We start from the raw sequence: 19,887 nt of genomic DNA on the forward strand, positions 1-19,887 counted from the left end.
AGATACAGCCATGACTGATAATACCACCAAACCGGTTTCTGTGTATGCAGAGGCCAACCCTAACCCGGAGTCAATGAAGTTTGTCCTGAATTCCACTTTATTAGGGGAAGGCGGCAGCGTTGATTACCCTAGCGTAGAGGACGCGGCAGAATCACCGTTCGCGCAGGAGCTTTTCAACTTTGACTACGTGTCACGGGTGTTCATTGCGAGCAACTTTGTTACGGTCACCAAAAATTCGCCTATCCAGTGGGCGCAGCTTATCCCAGAGCTAAGAACCTTCATTAAGTCTTACGTAGAGGCAGGCGGACCTATTTTCCTGGGTACCCCAACCACTACCACTGCGGCCACGGCCTCAGCTGAAGTGTCTGCTGACCTGTCTGCCGAAGACGCCGATATCTCCCAGAAAGTGATTGACCTGTTAGAGAACTACGTGCGCCCGGCCGTGGAGCAGGACGGTGGAAACATCACCTTCCGTTCTTACAAAGACGGCGTGGTGACCGTAAACCTGCAAGGTTCTTGCAGCGGTTGCCCCTCTGCCACTGTTACTCTCAAAGCCGGTATTGAGAACCTGCTCAAGCGTATGGTACCTGAGGTACAGGAAGTAGTAGCCGAAGGCGTAACGCTCTAAGCTCCCCCGTTATCCATAACAAAAAAGGCCCTGGTTTTCCAGGGCCTTTTTTGTTGAATTTGTATTTCGGCCGGTAGGCCGATGATGCTAATGCAGGGGTCTTCTTTTGACCATGCCGCCATCTGTGTCATCAATGCTCTGCTGAATTAAGAAGGCTTTGGGGTCAATGGCTTTTATCTCTTTCCGGAGGGCAGGTATCTCCAGACGGGTGACCACGGTGAAGATAATGTCAATGGCCAGGTTGTTATCGCCGCGTTTGCCAAAGCCTCTTTTGCCCTGGTAAATGGTCACGCCGCGGCCCAGTTTCTCAGTAATGGCTAGGCGTATCTCCTCGCTTTGGGCAGAGACAATGGTCACGCCGGTGTACTGCTCAATACCGTGCAACAGAAAGTCAATCATTTTAGAGGCCGCAAAGTACGTGAGGATAGAGTAAAGGGCTACCTCTACGCCCAGGAACACGGTGGCCAGGCAGAAGATGAAGATGTTAAGGATAAGGATCACGTCACTTACTTTGAGCAGGGGATAGTTCTTACTCACGAGTACGGCGGCAATCTCGGTGCCATCCAGCACGGCCCCGCCCCGCATGGCCAGCCCTATGCCCAGGCCAATGAACACCCCGCCAAAAATGGCCGTGAGCATTTTGTCTGGGGTGACGTCTGGGAAGGAGACAAAGAGCAACACCAGGGAAAGACCTATAATGGCCAGCGAGCTTTTAATGGCGAACACGTGGCCCACGTACCGGTACCCCATGAAAATGAACGGCAGGTTCAGGATCACGATCAACAGGGAAAGCGGTATCCCGAAGATATGGGTCAGCAACATGGAAATACCCGTTACGCCGCCGTCAATGAAGTGGCTGGAAAGCAGGAATCCCTTCAGGCCCATCCCCGCCGACAGTATCCCAAGCAAGATGAGGCTAATGTTCTTTGCCTCTGACCTCAGGTTTATTTTATTAGAAGAATGGGCTTTTGACCCAAGGCTTTTTGGGTAGTGGGGGGTAGATACGGGAATCACAAAGAAGGTTCAATTAGAAAAAGGCGTGCCCCAAGGGGGGTACAGACTTCATAAATTACTTAAAAACCAGAAAACGCGAAAGCTTTAATGCGCAAGGAAGCTGCTGCGGCTTTCATGAATGGAAAAAAGCCCTGTTCTGGTTCTGAGGCAGGAACTGAACAGGGCTTTCTAAAGACATAAGGGTTATTGCAATTTCAACAGGCCAAAGGTCTGCTCTACTTTTTTGCCCTCTACCACCTTAGTGGTTTTCCAGTCTATATAGTTCTGGGTATTGCTGCTGGTGATCACCTTAATGCTCTGTGCCTGGTCAGACACGGCTACCTTTTGGGTTTTGGCGTCTACGGTATAACCCGTAGAGGTTCCGTCCTGGAACTTCAGCTTGTTTTTGGAGAAGGTCCAGTGGATGCTGCTGGTGGGGTACTCAATGTCCTCTTTTTCCAGTTTGCCGGTTTGGTCCCACTGGCGGGTGGTAATCTCCCGCACTTCCCAGGTGCCTACCAGAATAGAGGCCAAAGAGCCCGGGGCAGACACCAAGCAGGTGAAGGAGGACAGCGCCAGTACAGTGACGAAAGCTAAAAGATATTTTTGCATGGGTCTTATGAAATTATTTGGTAAATCAAGATCTAAAGAGCTGCGAACAACTGAGAAAACACGCCCCTTAGGTACGGGGAAACGTGTTGCCAAAATTAAGCATTATCAATGGTCTTTTTTCGCTCTGCTTTTCTTAAAAGGGTACGTTTTAGCAAAAGTCTTCTCAGAAACGCTGACATGTAAACAGCTAGTGCGCCGCAAATCAATCCCTTAAGGCTTAGTGCCACTATGTCATTTATGCACACCGGTTATTACTGGCCAGTGTTACCTTTCTTAAAGACAATAAAGCTGAAATTAGTAAACCCCATATATGGCAAAGGAAATAATCAGGAAGATTTTAGGGTGAAGGTTTCTAATTTAATTGTTTCTTTAGGAAGATTAACGAACCCAAATGAGTACAACAAAAGAATTGAATAGGTCACTGGGCCTACGGCTGGTAGTGGTGGTGGTGATTGGTAACATCATAGGCTCTGGGGTATATAAGAAGGTGGCCCCCATGGCTGCCGAGCTGCACTCCCCCGGTTGGGTCTTGATCTGCTGGGCCCTGGGCGGTCTCATTACCTTGTTTGGGGCCTTGAGCAATGCAGAGGTAGCCGGCCTGCTGGCAGACACCGGAGGTGAGTATGCCTATTACAAACGCATCTACAACCGCTTCTTCGCCTTTATTTATGGATGGTCTTTGTTTACCGTCATCCAGACGGCAGGCATCTCGTCCTTGGCCTACGTGTTTGCGCAGTCACTGCACAGCATTGGGCCCATTCCAGAGGTGTTGCCCTCTTTGGCGCAGGTGAGCCTGGGCGGCGTGTTCTTTCCCTTCGCTGACCTCAATGTGAAACTCACTGCCATTTTGCTTATTGTGATCTTGACCTGGATCAACACCAGAGGCTTGATAGCCGGCACGGGCCTGAGCACGGGTATTCTGGTACTGGTGTTTGCCGGTATCTTCCTGATCATTTTCCTGGGCCTAAGCAGCCCGGAAGCAGATTGGAGCAGAAGCTTTGACCTGAAGACCACTTCCAATACCGCCGTCACTTTCAGTGGCGTCTTTGCCGCCATGCTGTCAGCGTTCTGGGCCTACCAGGGCTGGGCGGCCATTGGGTTTGTGGGCGGTGAGATCAAAGACCCGCACCGTAACATCCCGCGCGGCATCACCATTGGGGTATTGACCGTGATCCTAATTTACCTGCTGGTGAACGCCACCTATCTGGCGGTGCTTCCTATTCCGGCCTTAGAAGAGGTGTACACGGCCGGCAATAAGATAGCCGCCATTGAAGCCGTGAAAAGTTTCTGGCAAACCGGAGGATTGTTTATTTCCGTCCTCATCCTGGTGACCACCCTGGGGTGTACCAACGCCACTATTCTGGCAAGCTGCCGCACGTATTTCGCCATGGCGCGCGAAGGGCTGTTCTTCCGGAAGGCTTCCAGCCTGAATGAGGCGCAGGTGCCGGCAAACTCCTTGGTCTTCCAGTGTGTGTGGGCCTGTATTCTGGTGCTGTCCGGTACCTTTGACCAACTCACAGACATGATCATCTTCGCGGTCTTTATTTATTATGGGGCTACTACGCTAGGGGTGTTCATCCTGAGAAGGAAAATGCCAGACGCACCTCGTCCGTACAAAGTATGGGGCTATCCGGTGGTACCGGCCATTATGGTACTGTTCTGCATTGCCTTGTTCTTCAATACCATTATTGTACGGCCCCGTGAAGCCGGCATAGGCATGATCCTGATGCTGACCGGAATTCCTATGTACTGGTGGTTCATGCGGAACGCTACCAAACAGAACCCTTCAGCCGAGTAATAACCTGCCTTAGCCGGTTTTATGAATTAGCCGAGTCCTGTTTCAGGGCTGTTTTGCTCCAAACAGCCCTGAAACAGGACCCGGCTTTTGCTACCTGAGCAACTGAATTCAAGTAAAAATGGAAGAAGGAAATCGGCTGGCCATTGTTTGAGAGACACCTTTCCCTTTTGGGCCTGTTTTCAGAATAACAGGCCCAAAACGCAGAGAAGATGAAATGCCGGGAAATTCCTTCAGGGTTTCAACAAAAATAAAGGGCATAAAAAAAGCCAGACCTAGGTCTGGCTTTTTTTATGAAATGGGGTTCTACTTATTTAGAAGCCACTACCGGTTTTACCGCCACCAGTTTCTCTCTGTCAATTTTAGTGGTGTCCACTACAATTGGCGAGGCAATAAACAGGGTAGAGTAGGTACCGGTCAAAGAACCAATCAACATCGCGAAGGAGAAGCCTCTAAGGGTCTCACCACCAAAGATGAAGAGCACAATCACTACCAGTAATACCGTTAAGTTGGTGATGATGGTACGCCCGAAGGTGCTGTTCAACGCAGGGTTCACAATGTCACGGAACTTAGCGCGTGGGTTCTCATTGGTGTATTCCCTGATACGGTCAAATACTACCACGGTGTCATTGATAGAGTAACCAATAATGGTAAGAATAGAAGCGATGAATACCTGGTCCATCTCAAAAGAAAGCCCGAACAGGTTAGCAATAGTGAAGGCCGAGAACACGATCAAAACGTCGTGGATCAAGGCTATTACCCCGCCCAAGCTGTACTGCCAGCGGCTGAAACGGAATGCCAGGTAGATGAAGATACCGGCAAAGGCCAGTAATACCGCCACAACAGCTGTCTTCTGAATGTCATCTGCCATGGTAGCACCCACCTTAGCGGAGCTAATAATGGTAGGGTTCTCTCCCTGGTATTGCTGCAAGCCCTGTACCAACGCGTTTTTCACGTTTTCATCGGCTTCGGCAGACTCTTCCTGGGCCAGGTAACTGGTGGTTACCTTCAGGCGGTTAGAAGCACCGTAGGTTTTCACCTCTGTACCAGCGCCTTTGAACTCATCATCCAGGGCAGAACGTACATCAGAAGCAGGAACGGCGTTTTTGAAGTCAACCACATAAGAACGGCCACCTCTAAAGTCTACGCCCAACGGCAATTCGCCTTTAATGAACACCGCCGCAATACCTACCAGAATAAAGATAGAGGAGAAGATGTAGGCTTTCTTACGGTTGCCCAGAATGTCAAACTTGATGTTCTTAAACCAGTTTTTAGATACGCTAGTTTCCAGAGACAGATTGTTGGCATTTTTACCGGAAGTCATCCACTCAATCAGTAAACGGGAGATATAAACCGCTGTAAAGAAAGAGGTAGCAATACCAATCATCAAGGTAATGGCAAACCCTTTCACCGGACCAGACCCGAAGAAGTACAGGATGATACCCGCCAATAAGGTAGTCACGTTGGAGTCAAAAATGGAGCTGAACGCTTTGTCATATCCTTTCTTAATGGCTTCCTTCACGTTTAAGCCAAGGGCCATTTCCTCTTTGATACGCTCAAAGATCAGTACGTTCGCATCCACAGACATACCCATGGTTAAAATCATACCGGCAATACCTGGTAAGGTAAGGGCCGTTCCAAATTGGGCTAATACCCCAATGATGAAGAAGATGTTGAAGAACAGGGCAATGTTAGCAATAAGGCCACCTTTGCTGTAATAGGCAAACATGAACAATACTACCAGCACCATACCGGCAAGAGAAGAAAGCAAGCCTTGGTTGATGGCTTCCTGACCCAAAGACGGACCTACAATGGCCTCTTCCACAATACGGGTAGGGGCAGGCATTTTACCGGCCTTCAAGATGTTTGCCAAATCCTGGGCTTCTTCAATAGAGAAAGAACCAGAGATAGAAGAGTTTCCTCCGCTGATTTCGCTCTGTACCGTAGGGGCAGAGTATACATAGTTATCCAGAACGATAGCCACTTGGCGACCAATGTTGTCACCGGTCAGGCGCTGCCATTTCTTAGAACCGGCGGCGTTCATGCCCATGGTGATCTCAGGACGGCCAGACTGGTCATAATCCTGGCGGGCATCAGAGATGTACTCACCGGTCAAAGGCGCTTTGCCGTCACGGCCTCTTTTGATAGCATACAGTTCCAGGAACTCAGAACCGTCATTAGAGACAATTGGCTTCACGCCCCAAAGGAACTTAAGGTTCTGCGGGAAGATGGCTTTGATCTCAGGAGTGTTGAACAGGGCGTTCACTCTGGCCGTGTCACGTACGTTGGTGCCTAAACCACCCGGAAGGGTAGTGAACAGACGGGCCAGCAGTGAGCTTTGGTTAGGGTTGATGGAGTCTTTCTTGGCAGCGGCGCTATCGGCGGGCTTGCTTAACTGGGCGGCCAGGGCCGAAGTGTCTTTGCCGGCGGCAGAAGTTAAGGAACTGGCAGAAGTGTCAGCGGCAGAGGCCAGGGAGGCAGAAGAAGTGCCTTTCAGTTTGTTGGCGGCTTCCTGTTTTACCAGGTAGTCATTCATCTGCGTGAAATAAGGACCATATTCTTCAATGTTCCATACTTCCCAGAACTCCAGGTTGGCAGTTCCCTGCAATAATTTACGAACCCGCTCTGGGTTGTCTACACCTGGCAACTCTATCTGGATGCGGTTAGTGCCTTTCAGATGCTGGATGTTGGGCTGGTTCACCCCGAATTTATCAATACGGGTACGCAGGATGTTGAAGGAACGAGCCACGGCGTCATTCACCTCACGGTTGATCTCTGCCAGAACCTCTTTGTCTGAGGAGTTGTAGCTCAGGCTACGGGTGGTGCTGTTGGCGAAGATGGTAGCCAGTTTAGTGTTAGGCTGCAACTCCCGGAAAGAGCGATAGAACAGGTCTACAAAGTTCTCCTGGCTGTTAACCTGCAGTTTCTGCGCTCTGGCAATAGCCTGCTCAAACGCCGGGTCTTTGCGGTTGCCCGCCATGGCTCTGATGATCTCTACCGGAGAAATCTCCAGCGTTACGTGCATACCGCCTTTTAAGTCAAGGCCAAGGCCCAGTTCGCTTTCCTTTACCTGCTGGTAGGTGTACTCAGCACCAAGGAAGTTGAACACAGGGGCTTTCCAGACAGAGTCCAGGTAGCTTTGTTTTTTGTAGTGGTCTACATTGCCATTAGCATCAGTGGCAAACTGGGCAGCGTCTTTTTCAACGCCTCTGGAGACCAGGGAGAACGAGAGATAGTACAGGCATAGCGCCGATACGATCACCGTCAGGAACAGAATAAATCCTTTGTTACGCATTGGTGAATAAGAAATAGATAAAGTTTGAAATGAATGGTTTGAAAGCAAGCAAAAGACTGGGTGCAGCTACGGCAGACCAATAACAGTCTGGTAGATAAGAAGATAAACCCAGAAAATTCAAGAGAGGAATCCCGGCAAAAGGCCTGAAATGAGCCTGTGGCTACCTGGAAAAGGCGCTAGGGAGCGTTGGGGGAAATAGGTTGCGTAGCCTGAAGCTGAAGGAAAAAGGTCCAGTACGGTACGCCTAAAGGCAATTTAACTACCTGGGGCGCAGGGGCCACAAAGGTGAGGGGCAAAAACGCCGCCGGTTCCGCCAACTGAATATCAGCCGCAGAGTTGGTGGCCTCAAAAGAGACTTTCTGCTTTAAGACAGAGGTATCTGCGTCACGGCCCAAGTGTTTTACCTCGGTTTGCTTGGCAGGGGCAACATGGGCATAGGCAGGAAGGGCCCGGTGGTTCACCGTAAGCACCAACAGCAAAGCAATGCTAGTGCAAAGCAGCCGCCAATTACGTTGTATGTAGTGCCCTTGTTTCATGTCTGTAAGCAAAGGTAGAAGATTCTTGAAATAAAACAAAAGCCTCTGCTGGGGGTGAAACAGCAGAGGCTTTTAAGAAGTGCCCGTAAAGGGATAGATTATTTTCCGGTTTTGGAATTGAGATACGTAACCAGCACCTCTAACCCGGTGTCAAAGTTATTGTTATTAGGGATAATCACATCAGCATCATACTTAAACGGTTTGATGTACTTTTCATAGGTAGGGGCCACGTGGTTAATGTAGCGGTACAGCACGTCATCCAGGTCATAGCCGCGTTCTACCTTGTCTCTGATGATTCGGCGCTGCAGCTTAATGTACTCCTTGGCATCAATGTACACTTTCAGGTCCAGGAGCTTGGCCACGGCCTCAAAGTAGAACACGAAGATTCCTTCCACCACCACAATAGGCGCCGGTTTGAACTCCAGCTGGCGCGGCACCACGTTGGGGTTGTTGAAGGTGTATTCTTTGCGGTGAACGGTTTCGCCCTGGCTTAGGCGCAGAATGTCCTGGGCGTAGGCCTCACTGTCAAAAGAGGTGGGCAGGTCAAAGTTGTGAATGCCTTTGTCGTCACGGTGCTGCTTGTCGCGGTCCAGGTAATAGTTGTCTTGAGATACGAGGCAGATGTCCTCGGGTGCATACGAAGCCAGTAGTCTGCTTAGGAATGTGGTTTTCCCTGAAGCGCTCCCTCCCGTAATTCCTACAATAAATGGCTTTTGATGCATAAATACGTATGGTTTACGGGATGCAAAATTAGCCTTTTGTGCGCACGCTGCCTAATGCCTTAGAAAAGAATTTTCATCAGGTGCCGGTTTGCACGTACCGGTGGTGCAGAAAAGAGACCAGTTGCTGCACGGCCCGGCCCCGGTGGCTGATTTCGTTTTTCTCCTGGCTGCTCATCTGGGCAAAGGTGCGGTCATGGCCCTCCGGTACAAAAATAGGGTCGTAACTGAAGCCTTTGTCGCCGCGTGGTTCTTCTATGATGTGCCCTTCCACCACGCCGTTGAACAGGTGCTGCTCGCCCTCCTCCAGAATAAGCGCAATACAGGTCCTGAACCGGGCCTTGCGGCTGGCCTGGCCTTTCAGTTTGTCTAAAACTTTTTGCATATTGGCCTGGTTGTCACGGGCCGGGCCGGCGTAGCGCGCTGAATACACACCTGGCTCATTGTCAAGGGCCTCTACCTCCAGCCCGGTGTCATCTGCAAAGCAAAGCACCTGGTACTTTTCCCAGACATAGGAGGCCTTCTGGAGCGCGTTGCCTTCCAGGGTGTCCTGTTCTTCTTTCAGTTCCTCGTGGCACCCAATGTCCTCCAGGCTGATGAGTTCAAACGGGTCTCCCAGCAATTGCTGGATCTCCTGTATTTTATGGGCGTTGTTAGAGGCGAAGCAGATTTTCATGGAGTATAGGCTAGGTAAGTAAGCAACGGCAATGATACTACCTGGCGCCGGTAGTTCAAACGCCGTAATTTGTCTTGTTTTACGGAGCAGGGCCAGAAAATATGCGAAACCAGAAAAAGATTCCGTTTTAGCCCAGGAGCACAGAGGCAGAAATGTTTGGCATTTCCTCATGCTAATCTTAACTCTGCGGGGTTTTTAATAGGTGGTCAGGCTTTTTGATGTAATTTTGCCGCAGCATTTTCTGGGCGCGGTGGCCGGCGGGTCAAAAACCTTGCGGGCCGGGTCCCGTTTCAGAGCTGTTTTCCGGAAAACAGGCTTAAAACAGAAAAGACCGGTAAACCCGGGAAAGCAGGCATTCCGGGCCTTTTTGGCAGGATCTCACCCCTGCGTTTCATCCTGAAAGGGGAGAGGCCGCAGGTGATTTATAAAGAGGATAGATGAAGTTTATTAATGATGACGAAAGGCCGGTAAGAAGGAGCCGCGGACAGGCTATCTCCAATAAAGTGAGCCGGTTTTTCGTGCAGCTGTACGATATCGCCTCGTTTATCGGTCGGTTTTTCAGGGAGGTGTTCATGCCCCCGTATGAGTTCAAGGAGATCATACGGCAGTGTTTTGAGATAGGCGTGAAGTCTTTGCCGCTCATTTCCTTGACGGGCTTTATCATTGGTATTGTGTTCATGAACCAGTCCCGGCCCTCGCTGGCCGAGTTTGGGGCCACCTCCTGGCTGCCGTCTTTGGTGTCACTAGCCATTGTGCGCGCTCTGGCCCCCTTGGTGACGGCCTTGATTGGCGCCGGCCGCATTGGCTCCATGATTGGCGCTGAGCTGGGGTCTATGAAGGTAACGGAGCAGATTGAGGCCATGGAAGTATCTGCCACCAACCCGTTCAAGTTTCTGGTAGTAAGCCGGGTGCTGGCCACTACGCTGATGATCCCTTCGCTCATGATGTACACCATGCTGGTGGCGTTGCTGGGCGCGTTTTTGAACGTGAACGCCAATGAGGGCACCAGCTTTGTGACCTATTTCACGCAGGTGTTTGACGCCATTACCTTCCTTGATATTTTCTCTTCGGTCATTAAATCTGCTTTTTTTGGGTTTACCATTGGGGTAGTGGGCTGTTATAAAGGCTACCACTCCTCTAAAGGCACCGAAGGGGTGGGCAAGGCCGCCAACTCTTCGGTGGTAACCGCTATGTTCCTGGTGTTTATTGAAGAGCTGCTGTCATTGCAGATCATCACGGCATTGCGTTAACGGTATAGGAGGCTATGAAGAAAGAAGCGGCAGTAATAGACAGAAATACCAAGGTCATCTCCATCAGGGGACTGGTGAAATCGTTTGGTGACCTGCACGTGCTTAGGGGCGTGGACCTGGACCTGTACAAAGGCGAGAACCTGGTGGTGCTGGGCAAATCCGGTACCGGGAAATCGGTGTTGATCAAGATTATCTCAGGGCTGCTCACCCAGGATGCCGGTATGGTGAACGTGCTGGGAAAAGAAGTAAGCCAGCTGAAAGGGCGCGAGCTGGACCAGTTGCGGCTCAAGATTGGGTTCTCCTTCCAGAACAGCGCCCTATATGACAGCATGACCATCAGGCAGAACCTGGAGTTCCCGCTGGTGCGCAACCGCCGCGACATGACCAAGGGAGAGGTAAACAAAATGGTGGAGATTGTGTTGGATGCCGTAGGGCTGTCGCAGACCATTAACCAGATGCCGTCTGAGCTTTCTGGGGGGCAGCGCAAGCGGATTGGTATTGCCCGCACGCTCATCCTTCAGCCCGAGATCATGCTATATGATGAGCCCACCGCCGGTCTTGACCCTATTACCTGTATTGATATTAACAACCTGATCAATGAGGTGCAGGCCCGTTTCCATACCTCGTCTATTATCATTACCCATGACCTTACCTGCGCCAAAATGGTGGGAGACCGCGTGGTCATGCTTTTAGACGGGCAGTTTCAGCGCCAAGGCACGTTTGAAGAGGTGTTCGCCACCGATGAGGAACGGGTGAGATTATTCCATGATTACAATTTTATAGACTAAATGAGTGCAACAGATAATAAGCGTGCCGTTATAGTAGGAGTCTTTGTGCTGCTGGCGCTGGTGATCCTGATAGCCGGTATTTTTGTGCTAGGTGGCCAGCAAAAGCGCTTCACAGATACCATTCAGGTGTCGGCGGTGTTTGATGACGTGACCGGCCTCAAAACTGGAAATCACGTGATCTTCTCCGGCGTGCGGGTAGGGGTAGTGAAGAAGATTGCCTTCAACGGCCCTTCTAACGTGTCCATCACCATGGACATTACAGAGGAGTCACAGAAGTACATCCATAATGACGTGAAAGCCAAGATTGGCTCAGAGAGTTTGATAGGCAATAAGACCATTGTGCTGTACGGCGGTACCCCTGAGGCGCCGGTGGTGCAGAACGGAGACCTCATTGCCACTGAGACCCAACTCAGCACCGAGGACATGATGCAGACCCTGCAGGAAAATAACAAGAACCTGCTGGCCATCACCACCAGTTTCAAAGGCCTGAGCGCGAACCTTGCCAAAGGCGAGGGCCTGGCCGGCAAATTGCTCACCGATGAGACCCTGGCCCAGAACTTCAACGCCATCCTGGAAAACCTGCAGCGCACCTCAGCCACCACCATGCGGGTTTCCCAATCGCTGGCCCAGTTTTCTAACAAACTGAACACCAATGGCGGGTTGGTAGACGAGATGCTCACAGACACCGCCACCTTTAAAAAGATACAGGCCACGGCAACGCAGCTGGAGGCGGTCATGGCCGCTACCGCAGACCTCACCCAAAAACTCAACAGCACCTCAGACAAGCTCAACAGTAACAATAACGCGTTGGGGGTACTGTTGAATGATGAGAAATTTGCCCTGGATATGCAGTTGACCATGCAGAACCTGGAGGCCAGCACCGACAAGCTGGACGCCAACATGGAAAGCCTGCAGCACAGCATCCTGTTGAACGGCTTCTTCCGGAGAAGGGCCAAGCGGGAGGCCAAGCAGAAAGAGCGGGAACAGCAGCGCTTAGACAGACTGAATAAGCTGGAGCTTAACCAGGACAAGAAAAGCAAGTCTACCGTACCGGTGACCGTGCCTAAAGACACCACGCGGGTAAGAGACACTTTGCAGAACAAGCAATAAACCAGTTGCTCCCATAATGAAAGAGGCCCGGCAGATAATTGCCGGGCCTCTTTCTATGTAAAGTTTTTTGCGCTGCTACGCTTACAGCAGATGGGCCTGCCAGATGCTGTCTGTCTTTACCACCCGTATGTGCTCGCGCAGGGTAGTGGCCAGAGAGTACCCGGTGTAGGTGGCGGCAATGGGATAAGCGGTATGGTGGCGGTTAATGAGCGTGGCAATCTCCAGCTTCTTGCAGTCTTTCTCCAGGAACGCCCTGAGCGTGTAGGCCAGGGTCTTACCGGTGTTCAGTACATCATCTACCAGCACCACCGCCGTATTGGAGAGCGGCGGCAGGGCGGGTTCAATCTCAATGGGGTGGGTGAGGGGCTGGGTTTTGTGCAGCCGCACAGACGTTAACTGAATGTCAATGGGCGAGATCTCCCGTAGTTCCTGCGCCAGGGCCTGGGCCAGAAAGTAGCCATTCTCCTGAATGCCGGCCAGCACCAGTTGGGTTTCCTCAAAGTTCTGCTCATAGATTTCAAACGCCATGCGCTTGATTTTCTGCAGGATCTGCTGGTGCGTAAGGATAAGGTTCTCTTTTGTTAGGACCATGAGTGCGTGCTGTTTCGGGGCCAAATTAGGTAAAATATCGCCAAACCAACTGCGTGAATGGCGCTATACTAGGTTTTTTGAAAATATTTAGAGGCAGGGGTTTTAATTCTGAAGGAGATGTGCTAATTTTGCAGTCCTATTCCAGAAATCCGAAGTTAAAAATATAGAATAATGAAAAAGGACATCCATCCTGAATACAGAGAAGTAGTTTTCCAAGACACTTCCAGCGATTTTAAATTCGTGACCCGCTCTACCATGAACTCTAACGAGACCATCACCATGGAAGACGGCAAAACCTACCCTGTTGTGAAGGTAGAGGTTTCTTCTGCTTCACACCCTTTCTACACAGGTAAAAACCTGTTTGTGGATACTGCCGGACGTATTGACAAGTTCAAACAGCGTTACAAGAAATAAGCCTAATTTACGGCTAGCCGTATAAGAGTCTTCCTGATTTTTCAGGGAGACTTTTTTATTTTTGACCTATGAACATTGTCCTGTTTGACGATCCTGCCCTGCGGGCCAACCTCTTGCCGCTTACTTATACCCGCCCGGTGGCGGAGATCAGGATTGGCATCATGACCATTGCTGAAAAATGGCGTTTCCTTTCCAGGGATCTGGTTTCTTACCTTACAGAGGGATACCTGCAAGCCAAGTTTGGGCAACTGGTGAGCCAGGAAAACAACCTTTACATAAACGGGGCGGTCTGCCCTACGGCCGAGTTGCTGGAGCAGATACGCCAGTTGCCGGTAGGCGCCACCCTGTACATGGATGACATGCTGGTAGCCCTCAACGCCGATTCCCTGGAGTTCAGGACCGTGACGGAACTGTACCATCACACCGCCTCTAACGGCAACCAGGTCAGTGCCTCGCAGGTAACGGTGGTGCGCCATCTCTGGGACATCTTCCGGCAGAACGGTCCTCAGATAAGGGCAGACTTCAAACTGATCACCCATGGCCGGGTAAGCCAGCCTATCTCTGACCCGCATACGGTAGCCTATCACGCAGAGGATATCTTCATTGAGGAAGGGGCCATTTTCAAAGCCGCTATTCTCAACGCCGAGAATGGACCTATCTACATTGGCCGCAATACCCAGGTGCAGGAAGGGACCGTGATCAGGGGCCCGTTCGCCATCTGTGAGGAAAGCGTTATTAACATGGGCGGCAAGATGCGCGGCGATGTGACCATCGGTCCGTATTGCAAAGTGGGCGGGGAGATCAGTAACTGCGTGTTCTTTGGCTACGCCAATAAGGCGCATGACGGGTTCATGGGTAACTCAGTGGTAGGGGAGTGGTGTAACCTGGGGGCAGACTCCAACACTTCTAACCTCAAAAACAACTACAGTAACGTAAAGCTCTGGAGCATTGCCCAGGAGAAGTTTGAAGACACCGGCCTGCAGTTCTGCGGCCTTATCATGGCAGACCATGCCAAATGCGGCATTAACACCATGTTCAACACCGGTACTGTGGCTGGGGTAGGGGCCAACGTGTTTGGGGCCGGGTACCCCAAAAACTATATTCCGTCCTTTACCTGGGGTGGGGTGACGGAGTCAGACACGTTCCAGATGCCTAAGTTCTTTGAGGTAGCGGAGAAAGTGCTGGGCCGCCGTAACCAGCAAGTGACCGCCGAAGACCGCAAGATCTACCATCATATTTTTGACATTACCCGCGCTTCCCGCACCTGGGAAAACGAGTAGCCGGGGCGTCATTGTCCGTAAGCTTTTTTTGGGTCAGGCGTTTTTGCTCTATTTTTCAGAAAACAGGGCAAAAACGCCTGACCCATGTTATCTTTACAGAAGCATAGCGGCCGGGCTTTCCTGCCGTCTTGAATCTTTAAATTTTACCTCCGTCAGTGTTCTTTTCTCAGATTTACGGCCACCAGGAAACCAAGCAGCTGCTGTTGAACTCGGTTGCCTCGCAGCACGTGGCCCACGCGCAATTATTCCTTGGGAACGAGGGTGGGGCCAACCTGGCGCTGGCGCTGGCCTATGCGCAGTACCTGAACTGCGAGGACCCCAAACCCGATGATTCCTGCGGCGTGTGTTCCAGCTGCACCAAGATCAGCAAGCGCATCCACCCGGACTTAAACTTTGTGATGCCGGTCACTAAAACCAAGGACCAGAGCGAGGCCCTGAGCAAGCATTTTGTAAAGCAATGGCGTTCGTTCCTAGACGAAAGCCCCTTCCAGACGCTCAACGGCTGGATGCAGTACATTGGCGCTGATAACAAGCAGGGCAACATAGCCAAAGAGGAAAGCCGCGAACTCATCCGGCTCACCTCACTCAAAGCCTTTGAGGCCAAATACAAGGTCATCATCATCTGGTTACCCGAGCTGTTGCACGCCACGGCGGCCAATGCGCTTTTAAAGCTGCTGGAAGAACCGCCGGCGGCTACGGTGTTCCTGCTGGTGAGCAACGCCTCAGACAAGATTCTGCCTACTATTCTTTCCCGTACCCAGCTGGTGAAAGTGCGGTCCTTCACGGATGAGGAGGTGATCCAGTACCTCACCGAGCAGCAGGGCATAGAAAAGGAGCGGGCCTACCAGGTGACGCAATTAGCGGAAGGCAACCTGCAGGCCGCCCGCGTGCTGAGCCAGGAAATGACCTCTGACTATTTCACCTTCTTCCTGTCCTGGATGCGCCTGTGCTATAACCACAAGTTTGACGGCGTGCTGGAACAGAGCGAAGACTTCCAGAAGCTGGGCCGCGAGAACCAGAAAAACTTTTTGCAGTTTGCGCTGGGGCTGCTTCGCAAGGTGTTGCTGTACGGCGTGGACCAGCAGCTCATTACGTTTCTCCCTGCCCCGGAGCTGGACTTTGTGCAGAAGTTCGCCAAGCTCATTCACCAGGGCAACGGCGCGCAGCTCACCCATGAATTAAATGAGGCGCATTACCACATTGAGCGGAATGCCCACCCCAAAATCACGTTTTTAAATACCTCTATCCAGATAGCCCAACTCATTCGGCCGGTTTCTTAACTTTGTCCTCTATGGAAGCAGCAACTACAACTCCCGTTCGCATTGGTACCCGCGGAAGCCGCCTGGCCCTGTGGCAAGCCCACCACGTGGCCGACACCCTGCGCGCCGCGGGCATGGAGGTAGAGATCATCACCATCACAACCAAAGGCGACCTGGTCCTGGACAAGTCATTGGATAAGATTGGCGCTAAAGGCGTGTTCACAGAGGAGCTGGAGGAAAGCCTGCGCGACGGAAGCATTGACATTGCCGTGCACAGCGCCAAAGACGTGCAGTCCACCATCCCCGAGGACCTGGAGCTGCTGGCCTTTATGGAACGCGAGAAAGTGCACGACGTGGTTATCTCCTTTAACCCACTGTTCAAGCTGGGCGAGGGAAAGCAGGTGATTGGCACCTCCTCCACCCGCCGCAGGTCCATGCTCAAGCGCTTTTACCCCAACGTGATCACCGCTGAGTGCCGCGGAAACTTGCAGACCCGCATCCAGAAACTCAAAGACGGCCAGTATGACGCCATTCTGCTGGCCTATGCCGGCGTGGCCCGCATGCAGTATGACCACATGATTGCCCAACACCTGCCACTGGATACCTTTATTCCGGCCGCCGGGCAGGGCAGCGTGGCCATTGAGTGCGCCAAAAACCTTCCCTTAGAACGCAAGCTGGACCTGAAACTGGCCCTGGACCACAAGCCTACCCATATCTGCCTGGCCGCCGAGCGCGCATACCTGCGCACCATGGAAGGCGGCTGCAGCATCCCTACCTTCGCGCTGGCCACCCTGGCCGGTGAGCAGGTGAACCTGCAGGCCGGCATCATCAGCTTGAATGGCGAAGAGCTCATCTTAGAGACTCTCTCGGCCCATATCAGCCAGGCAGAAGTACTGGGTGAGCAGTTGGCCCACGCGGTGCTGAGCCGCGGCGGCGACCGTATTCTGGAATCCATCAGAAAGGAGAAAGCATAATCAGCGCCCTGCGCTTGAATAAATAGAATTGATAAAACCGTTTTCAGCCCGTTTTCCTGAAAACAGCCCCAAACTGAATATGAAAAGACAATTGTTGCTAGTCATGCTGCTGGCTTTGTGCAGTACCGTGGGCTTCGGCCAGAAGAAAAGCAAGAAAGATTACCTGGTCACCATCTCCACGCCCCAGGGCGATATGCGCCTGGTCTTGTTTGAAGACACGCCTAAACACCGCGAGAACTTCCTGAAGCTCACCAAGCAGAAGTACTATGACGGCACCACTTTCCACCGGATAATTGACGGGTTCATGATCCAGGGCGGCGACCCCAATACCAAAGATTCTGACCCTGCCAACGACGGCACCGGCAGCCCGGACTATACCATTCCAGCCGAGATCCTGCCTAACCACCAACACACCTATGGGGCTGTAGCGGCTGCCCGCATGGGCGATAACATGAACCCCCAGAAGGCGTCCAGCGGGTCCCAGTTCTACCTGGTGGAAAACCAGGAAGGCGTGCCGTTCCTGGATAAGAACTACACGGTCTATGGGCAGGTGATTGATGGTTTGGCGGTGATTAATAAAATTGCCGAGCAACCCAAAGACTACCGCGACCGCCCTACCACTGACATTAAAATGAAGGTGACCGCCAAGAAGATGAGCAAAAAGAAGATCACCAAACTTTACGGCTACCGCTACGAATAACCTGCCCATGAAAACCATCCTTATCACCGGTTCCAATGGCCTGCTGGGTCAGAAATTGGTAGACCTGCTCCACACCGAGCCTAACATTAAACTGATTGCCTCTTCTCGGGGCACCAACAAACTAGCTGATATCTACCCGAATGTGGCCTTCGTGGCCATGGACGTAACCAATGCCGAGCAGGTAGAAGATGTAGTAGCCAACACGCAGCCCACGCACATCATCCATACGGCGGCCATGACCAACGTAGATGACTGCGAAAGCCAACGCGAGGAGTGCTGGAAACAGAACGTAGACGCGGTAGCCAACCTGGTAAAGGCTTGTGAGCACCACGGCGTGCACCTGATCCACGTGTCTACAGACTTTATCTTTGACGGCGAGAACGGACCTTACACCGAGGAGGCCGAAGGCCATCCGGTCAACTTCTACGGGGAGAGCAAACTGGCCGCCGAGGAACTGGTGGAGCAGGCCGCCTGCAAGTGGGCCATTCTGCGCACGGTGCTGGTGTTTGGTATTGTGCATGACTACGGCCGCTCCAACATTGTGCTGTGGGTGAAAGGCAGCCTGGAACAGGGCAAGCAGATTAAAGTGGTGAATGATCAACTGCGCACGCCAACCCTCGCCGAGGACCTGGCCCAGGGCTGCTGGCTGGCCGCCAAGCATGACGCCCAAGGCATCTTCAACATCTCCGGCGAAGAACTGCTTACCCCGCACCAGATGGCCCTGCAGGTTGCTGATTATTTCCACCTGGACAAAAGCCTGATTGAGGAAGTAGACGGTTCCATCTTCTCGCAGCCCGCCAAACGCCCGCCGCGCACCGGTTTTGATATCACCAAAGCCAAAACCAAGCTGGGCTACCAACCACATACTTTCAAAGAGAGTATTGCTATTGTAGCTAGCCAGATCTAGCAGTAAGATTCATGAAGAGTTAAGAATCCGTTTTGGGCCCGTTTTTATTAAAACGGCCCCAAAACGGATTCTTCTTTTAAGGACCTGCGGGGACGGAGCCTACTTGACACCAAATGCCTGATAATCCGTAGAGTACGTCTATGCTGAACCGCTTCCTCCATGCCATTAAGACGTATTTCTCGTTCTCGCAGCGGGAGCTAAACCAGTTCCTGGTCTTGATCTTTCTAATGCTGGCATTACTGGTGGCACCCTTTTTCCTGTTCCAGGAAGACGAGCCCTATGACCCCAAAACCGATCAGCAGATATTAGATAGCTTGGTGGTGCAACTGGATACCAAAGCGGAGGAGGCAGCGGCGGTCAGAACCGAAAAATACCGGGCCAGGGAAATCAAACTTTACCGGTTCAACCCCAACCAATTAACGATGGAGCAATGGCAGGAACTGGGCCTGAACAAGTACATCGCGCAGCGAATCTTGAATTACCGCGCCAAGGCCGGCGATTTCAAGAGCAAGGCGCAACTGCAGAAGATTTACGGCCTGCCAGACTCCCTCTTCCAGCGGTGGTACCCTTATATTGACTTACCTGATGAAGGCGCAGGTTACGCCCGGACCAATTCAGGCGGTGCGTCGTTTTCGGGGTCTTTTCCGGAAAACAGGCCCAAAACAGGATATGCCCGCAAACGATGGGAACTGCAGCCCTTTGACCTGAACACCGCAGATACCTCGGCCCTTAAGCAGATCAGGGGCATTGGCAGCAAGCTGTCGGCGCGTATTATCAGTTTCCGGGATAAGATGGGTGGCTTCCACACAGAGGAGCAAGTCAATGAGGTCTACGGGCTTACGCCGGAGGTGGCAGACAGCGTGAAAAAGTATGGGTTCATTGGCAAGGCTTTCCAGCCCCGCAAGCTCAACCTGAATGTGGCCACCTTTGAGGAGCTTCGGCAGCACCCCTATATTGGCTATGCGCTGGCCCGCGCCATTGTGAGTTACCGCACCCAGCACGGCCCTTACGGTACGGTGGAGGATCTCAGGAAAATCAAGGTACTTCAGGAGCCCGCCTTCCAGCGAATGCAGCCTTACCTAAGTGTGCAATAACCTATCCTGCTCAAATCATCCCACTATTGCCTCTAAGAACTAGTGTTTTAAGGAAAGAGATGCTGGTTTCGCCATTGCTCCCCACTTTGTTGTATAGCACTCTTGCCTAACTATTTGTGGGATAGAGGTTTATTCCTGAAACACAGGCAAGGAATCAACACTGGAAACCGTAACTAGTATTGAGTAATTTTCATCTAATTTATGGATTTAATGTACTTAGTATATAATATATATAACTTAGCAAATAACAAATGTGTTAAACCTGC

At 51.7% G+C, this 19,887-nt stretch carries 20 protein-coding genes; 13 read left to right on the forward strand and 7 right to left on the reverse strand.

Annotated features, from left to right (window positions below):
- Nucleotides 1–10 precede the first annotated feature (10 nt).
- Nucleotides 11–628, forward strand: a complete 618-nt coding sequence (locus tag TH63_RS02220; RefSeq protein ID WP_048919494.1) for a NifU family protein — start codon at nucleotides 11–13, stop codon at nucleotides 626–628.
- 87 nt (nucleotides 629–715) lie between these two features.
- Here the strand turns inward: TH63_RS02220 and TH63_RS02225 are convergent, their stop codons facing one another.
- Both TH63_RS02225 and TH63_RS02230 read right to left on the reverse strand, forming a co-directional pair.
- On the reverse strand, nucleotides 716–1,537 hold the full coding sequence (locus TH63_RS02225) for a YitT family protein (protein WP_231583535.1): 822 nt from the start codon (nucleotides 1,535–1,537) through the stop codon (nucleotides 716–718).
- A gap of 288 nt (nucleotides 1,538–1,825) precedes the next feature.
- A complete protein-coding gene (locus TH63_RS02230; protein WP_048919495.1) occupies nucleotides 1,826–2,233 on the reverse strand; it encodes a hypothetical protein in 408 nt (135 codons plus the stop codon).
- Between the two features lie 7 nt (nucleotides 2,234–2,240).
- On the opposite strand from TH63_RS02230, the gene TH63_RS20455 reads away from it, so the two are divergent.
- Complete coding sequence (locus tag TH63_RS20455) at nucleotides 2,241–2,447, forward strand: hypothetical protein (protein WP_197088621.1); 207 nt, start codon at nucleotides 2,241–2,243, stop codon at nucleotides 2,445–2,447.
- A 177-nt stretch (nucleotides 2,448–2,624) separates the two neighbouring features.
- Complete coding sequence (locus TH63_RS02235) at nucleotides 2,625–4,031, forward strand: APC family permease (protein WP_048919496.1); 1,407 nt, start codon at nucleotides 2,625–2,627, stop codon at nucleotides 4,029–4,031.
- 307 nt (nucleotides 4,032–4,338) lie between these two features.
- Here the strand turns inward: TH63_RS02235 and secDF are convergent, their stop codons facing one another.
- From secDF to TH63_RS02255, 4 genes are all read right to left on the reverse strand, one after another.
- Nucleotides 4,339–7,323, reverse strand: coding sequence for a protein translocase subunit SecDF (secDF, locus tag TH63_RS02240; RefSeq protein ID WP_048919497.1), 2,985 nt, complete (start codon nucleotides 7,321–7,323; stop codon nucleotides 4,339–4,341).
- A 176-nt stretch (nucleotides 7,324–7,499) separates the two neighbouring features.
- Complete coding sequence (locus TH63_RS02245) at nucleotides 7,500–7,859, reverse strand: hypothetical protein (RefSeq protein ID WP_156180309.1); 360 nt, start codon at nucleotides 7,857–7,859, stop codon at nucleotides 7,500–7,502.
- Nucleotides 7,860–7,957: 98 nt separating this feature from the next.
- Entirely contained in the window at nucleotides 7,958–8,581 is a 624-nt protein-coding gene (locus TH63_RS02250) for a uridine kinase family protein (RefSeq protein ID WP_048919499.1), read from the reverse strand.
- A 76-nt stretch (nucleotides 8,582–8,657) separates the two neighbouring features.
- Nucleotides 8,658–9,254, reverse strand: coding sequence for a non-canonical purine NTP diphosphatase (locus TH63_RS02255; RefSeq protein ID WP_048919500.1), 597 nt, complete (start codon nucleotides 9,252–9,254; stop codon nucleotides 8,658–8,660).
- Nucleotides 9,255–9,691: 437 nt separating this feature from the next.
- On the opposite strand from TH63_RS02255, the gene TH63_RS02260 reads away from it, so the two are divergent.
- Genes TH63_RS02260 through TH63_RS02270 form a run of 3 tightly spaced genes read left to right on the forward strand, consistent with a single transcriptional unit; the run spans nucleotide 9,692 to nucleotide 12,402 of the window.
- Nucleotides 9,692–10,504: an MlaE family ABC transporter permease gene (locus tag TH63_RS02260; protein WP_048919501.1), complete on the forward strand. Its 813-nt coding sequence runs from the start codon at nucleotides 9,692–9,694 to the stop codon at nucleotides 10,502–10,504.
- A 14-nt stretch (nucleotides 10,505–10,518) separates the two neighbouring features.
- Nucleotides 10,519–11,292: an ABC transporter ATP-binding protein gene (locus tag TH63_RS02265; RefSeq protein ID WP_048919502.1), complete on the forward strand. Its 774-nt coding sequence runs from the start codon at nucleotides 10,519–10,521 to the stop codon at nucleotides 11,290–11,292.
- Entirely contained in the window at nucleotides 11,293–12,402 is a 1,110-nt protein-coding gene (locus TH63_RS02270; RefSeq protein WP_082161525.1) for an MlaD family protein, read from the forward strand.
- A gap of 81 nt (nucleotides 12,403–12,483) precedes the next feature.
- Here TH63_RS02270 and TH63_RS02275 read toward each other — a convergent pair whose 3' ends face one another.
- Complete coding sequence (locus TH63_RS02275) at nucleotides 12,484–12,993, reverse strand: phosphoribosyltransferase family protein (RefSeq protein ID WP_048919503.1); 510 nt, start codon at nucleotides 12,991–12,993, stop codon at nucleotides 12,484–12,486.
- A gap of 171 nt (nucleotides 12,994–13,164) precedes the next feature.
- Between TH63_RS02275 and TH63_RS02280 the strand changes: the two genes are divergently transcribed.
- From TH63_RS02280 to TH63_RS02310, 7 genes are all read left to right on the forward strand, one after another.
- Nucleotides 13,165–13,407 carry a type B 50S ribosomal protein L31 gene (locus tag TH63_RS02280; RefSeq protein WP_048919504.1) on the forward strand — a complete coding sequence of 81 codons (243 nt, stop codon included), beginning with the start codon at nucleotides 13,165–13,167 and terminating at the stop codon, nucleotides 13,405–13,407.
- Nucleotides 13,408–13,475: 68 nt separating this feature from the next.
- Nucleotides 13,476–14,687: a GlmU family protein gene (locus tag TH63_RS02285; RefSeq protein WP_048919505.1), complete on the forward strand. Its 1,212-nt coding sequence runs from the start codon at nucleotides 13,476–13,478 to the stop codon at nucleotides 14,685–14,687.
- Nucleotides 14,688–14,842: 155 nt separating this feature from the next.
- Nucleotides 14,843–15,967, forward strand: coding sequence for a DNA polymerase III subunit (locus TH63_RS02290; protein ID WP_048919506.1), 1,125 nt, complete (start codon nucleotides 14,843–14,845; stop codon nucleotides 15,965–15,967).
- Between the two features lie 11 nt (nucleotides 15,968–15,978).
- The gene (hemC, locus tag TH63_RS02295) at nucleotides 15,979–16,920 is read left to right on the forward strand and encodes a hydroxymethylbilane synthase (protein WP_048919507.1); all 942 of its coding nucleotides are present in this window, start codon (nucleotides 15,979–15,981) and stop codon (nucleotides 16,918–16,920) included.
- Nucleotides 16,921–16,999: 79 nt separating this feature from the next.
- Nucleotides 17,000–17,620 carry a peptidylprolyl isomerase gene (locus tag TH63_RS02300; protein ID WP_076606579.1) on the forward strand — a complete coding sequence of 207 codons (621 nt, stop codon included), beginning with the start codon at nucleotides 17,000–17,002 and terminating at the stop codon, nucleotides 17,618–17,620.
- A 7-nt stretch (nucleotides 17,621–17,627) separates the two neighbouring features.
- A complete protein-coding gene (locus tag TH63_RS02305; protein ID WP_048919508.1) occupies nucleotides 17,628–18,527 on the forward strand; it encodes an SDR family oxidoreductase in 900 nt (299 codons plus the stop codon).
- A gap of 140 nt (nucleotides 18,528–18,667) precedes the next feature.
- Nucleotides 18,668–19,621: a ComEA family DNA-binding protein gene (locus TH63_RS02310; protein WP_082161526.1), complete on the forward strand. Its 954-nt coding sequence runs from the start codon at nucleotides 18,668–18,670 to the stop codon at nucleotides 19,619–19,621.
- The last annotated feature ends 266 nt before the right edge of the window (nucleotides 19,622–19,887 follow it).

Source organism: Rufibacter radiotolerans (assembly GCF_001078055.1).
In the GTDB taxonomy this organism is placed as follows: Bacteria; Bacteroidota; Bacteroidia; order Cytophagales; family Hymenobacteraceae; genus Nibribacter; species Nibribacter radiotolerans.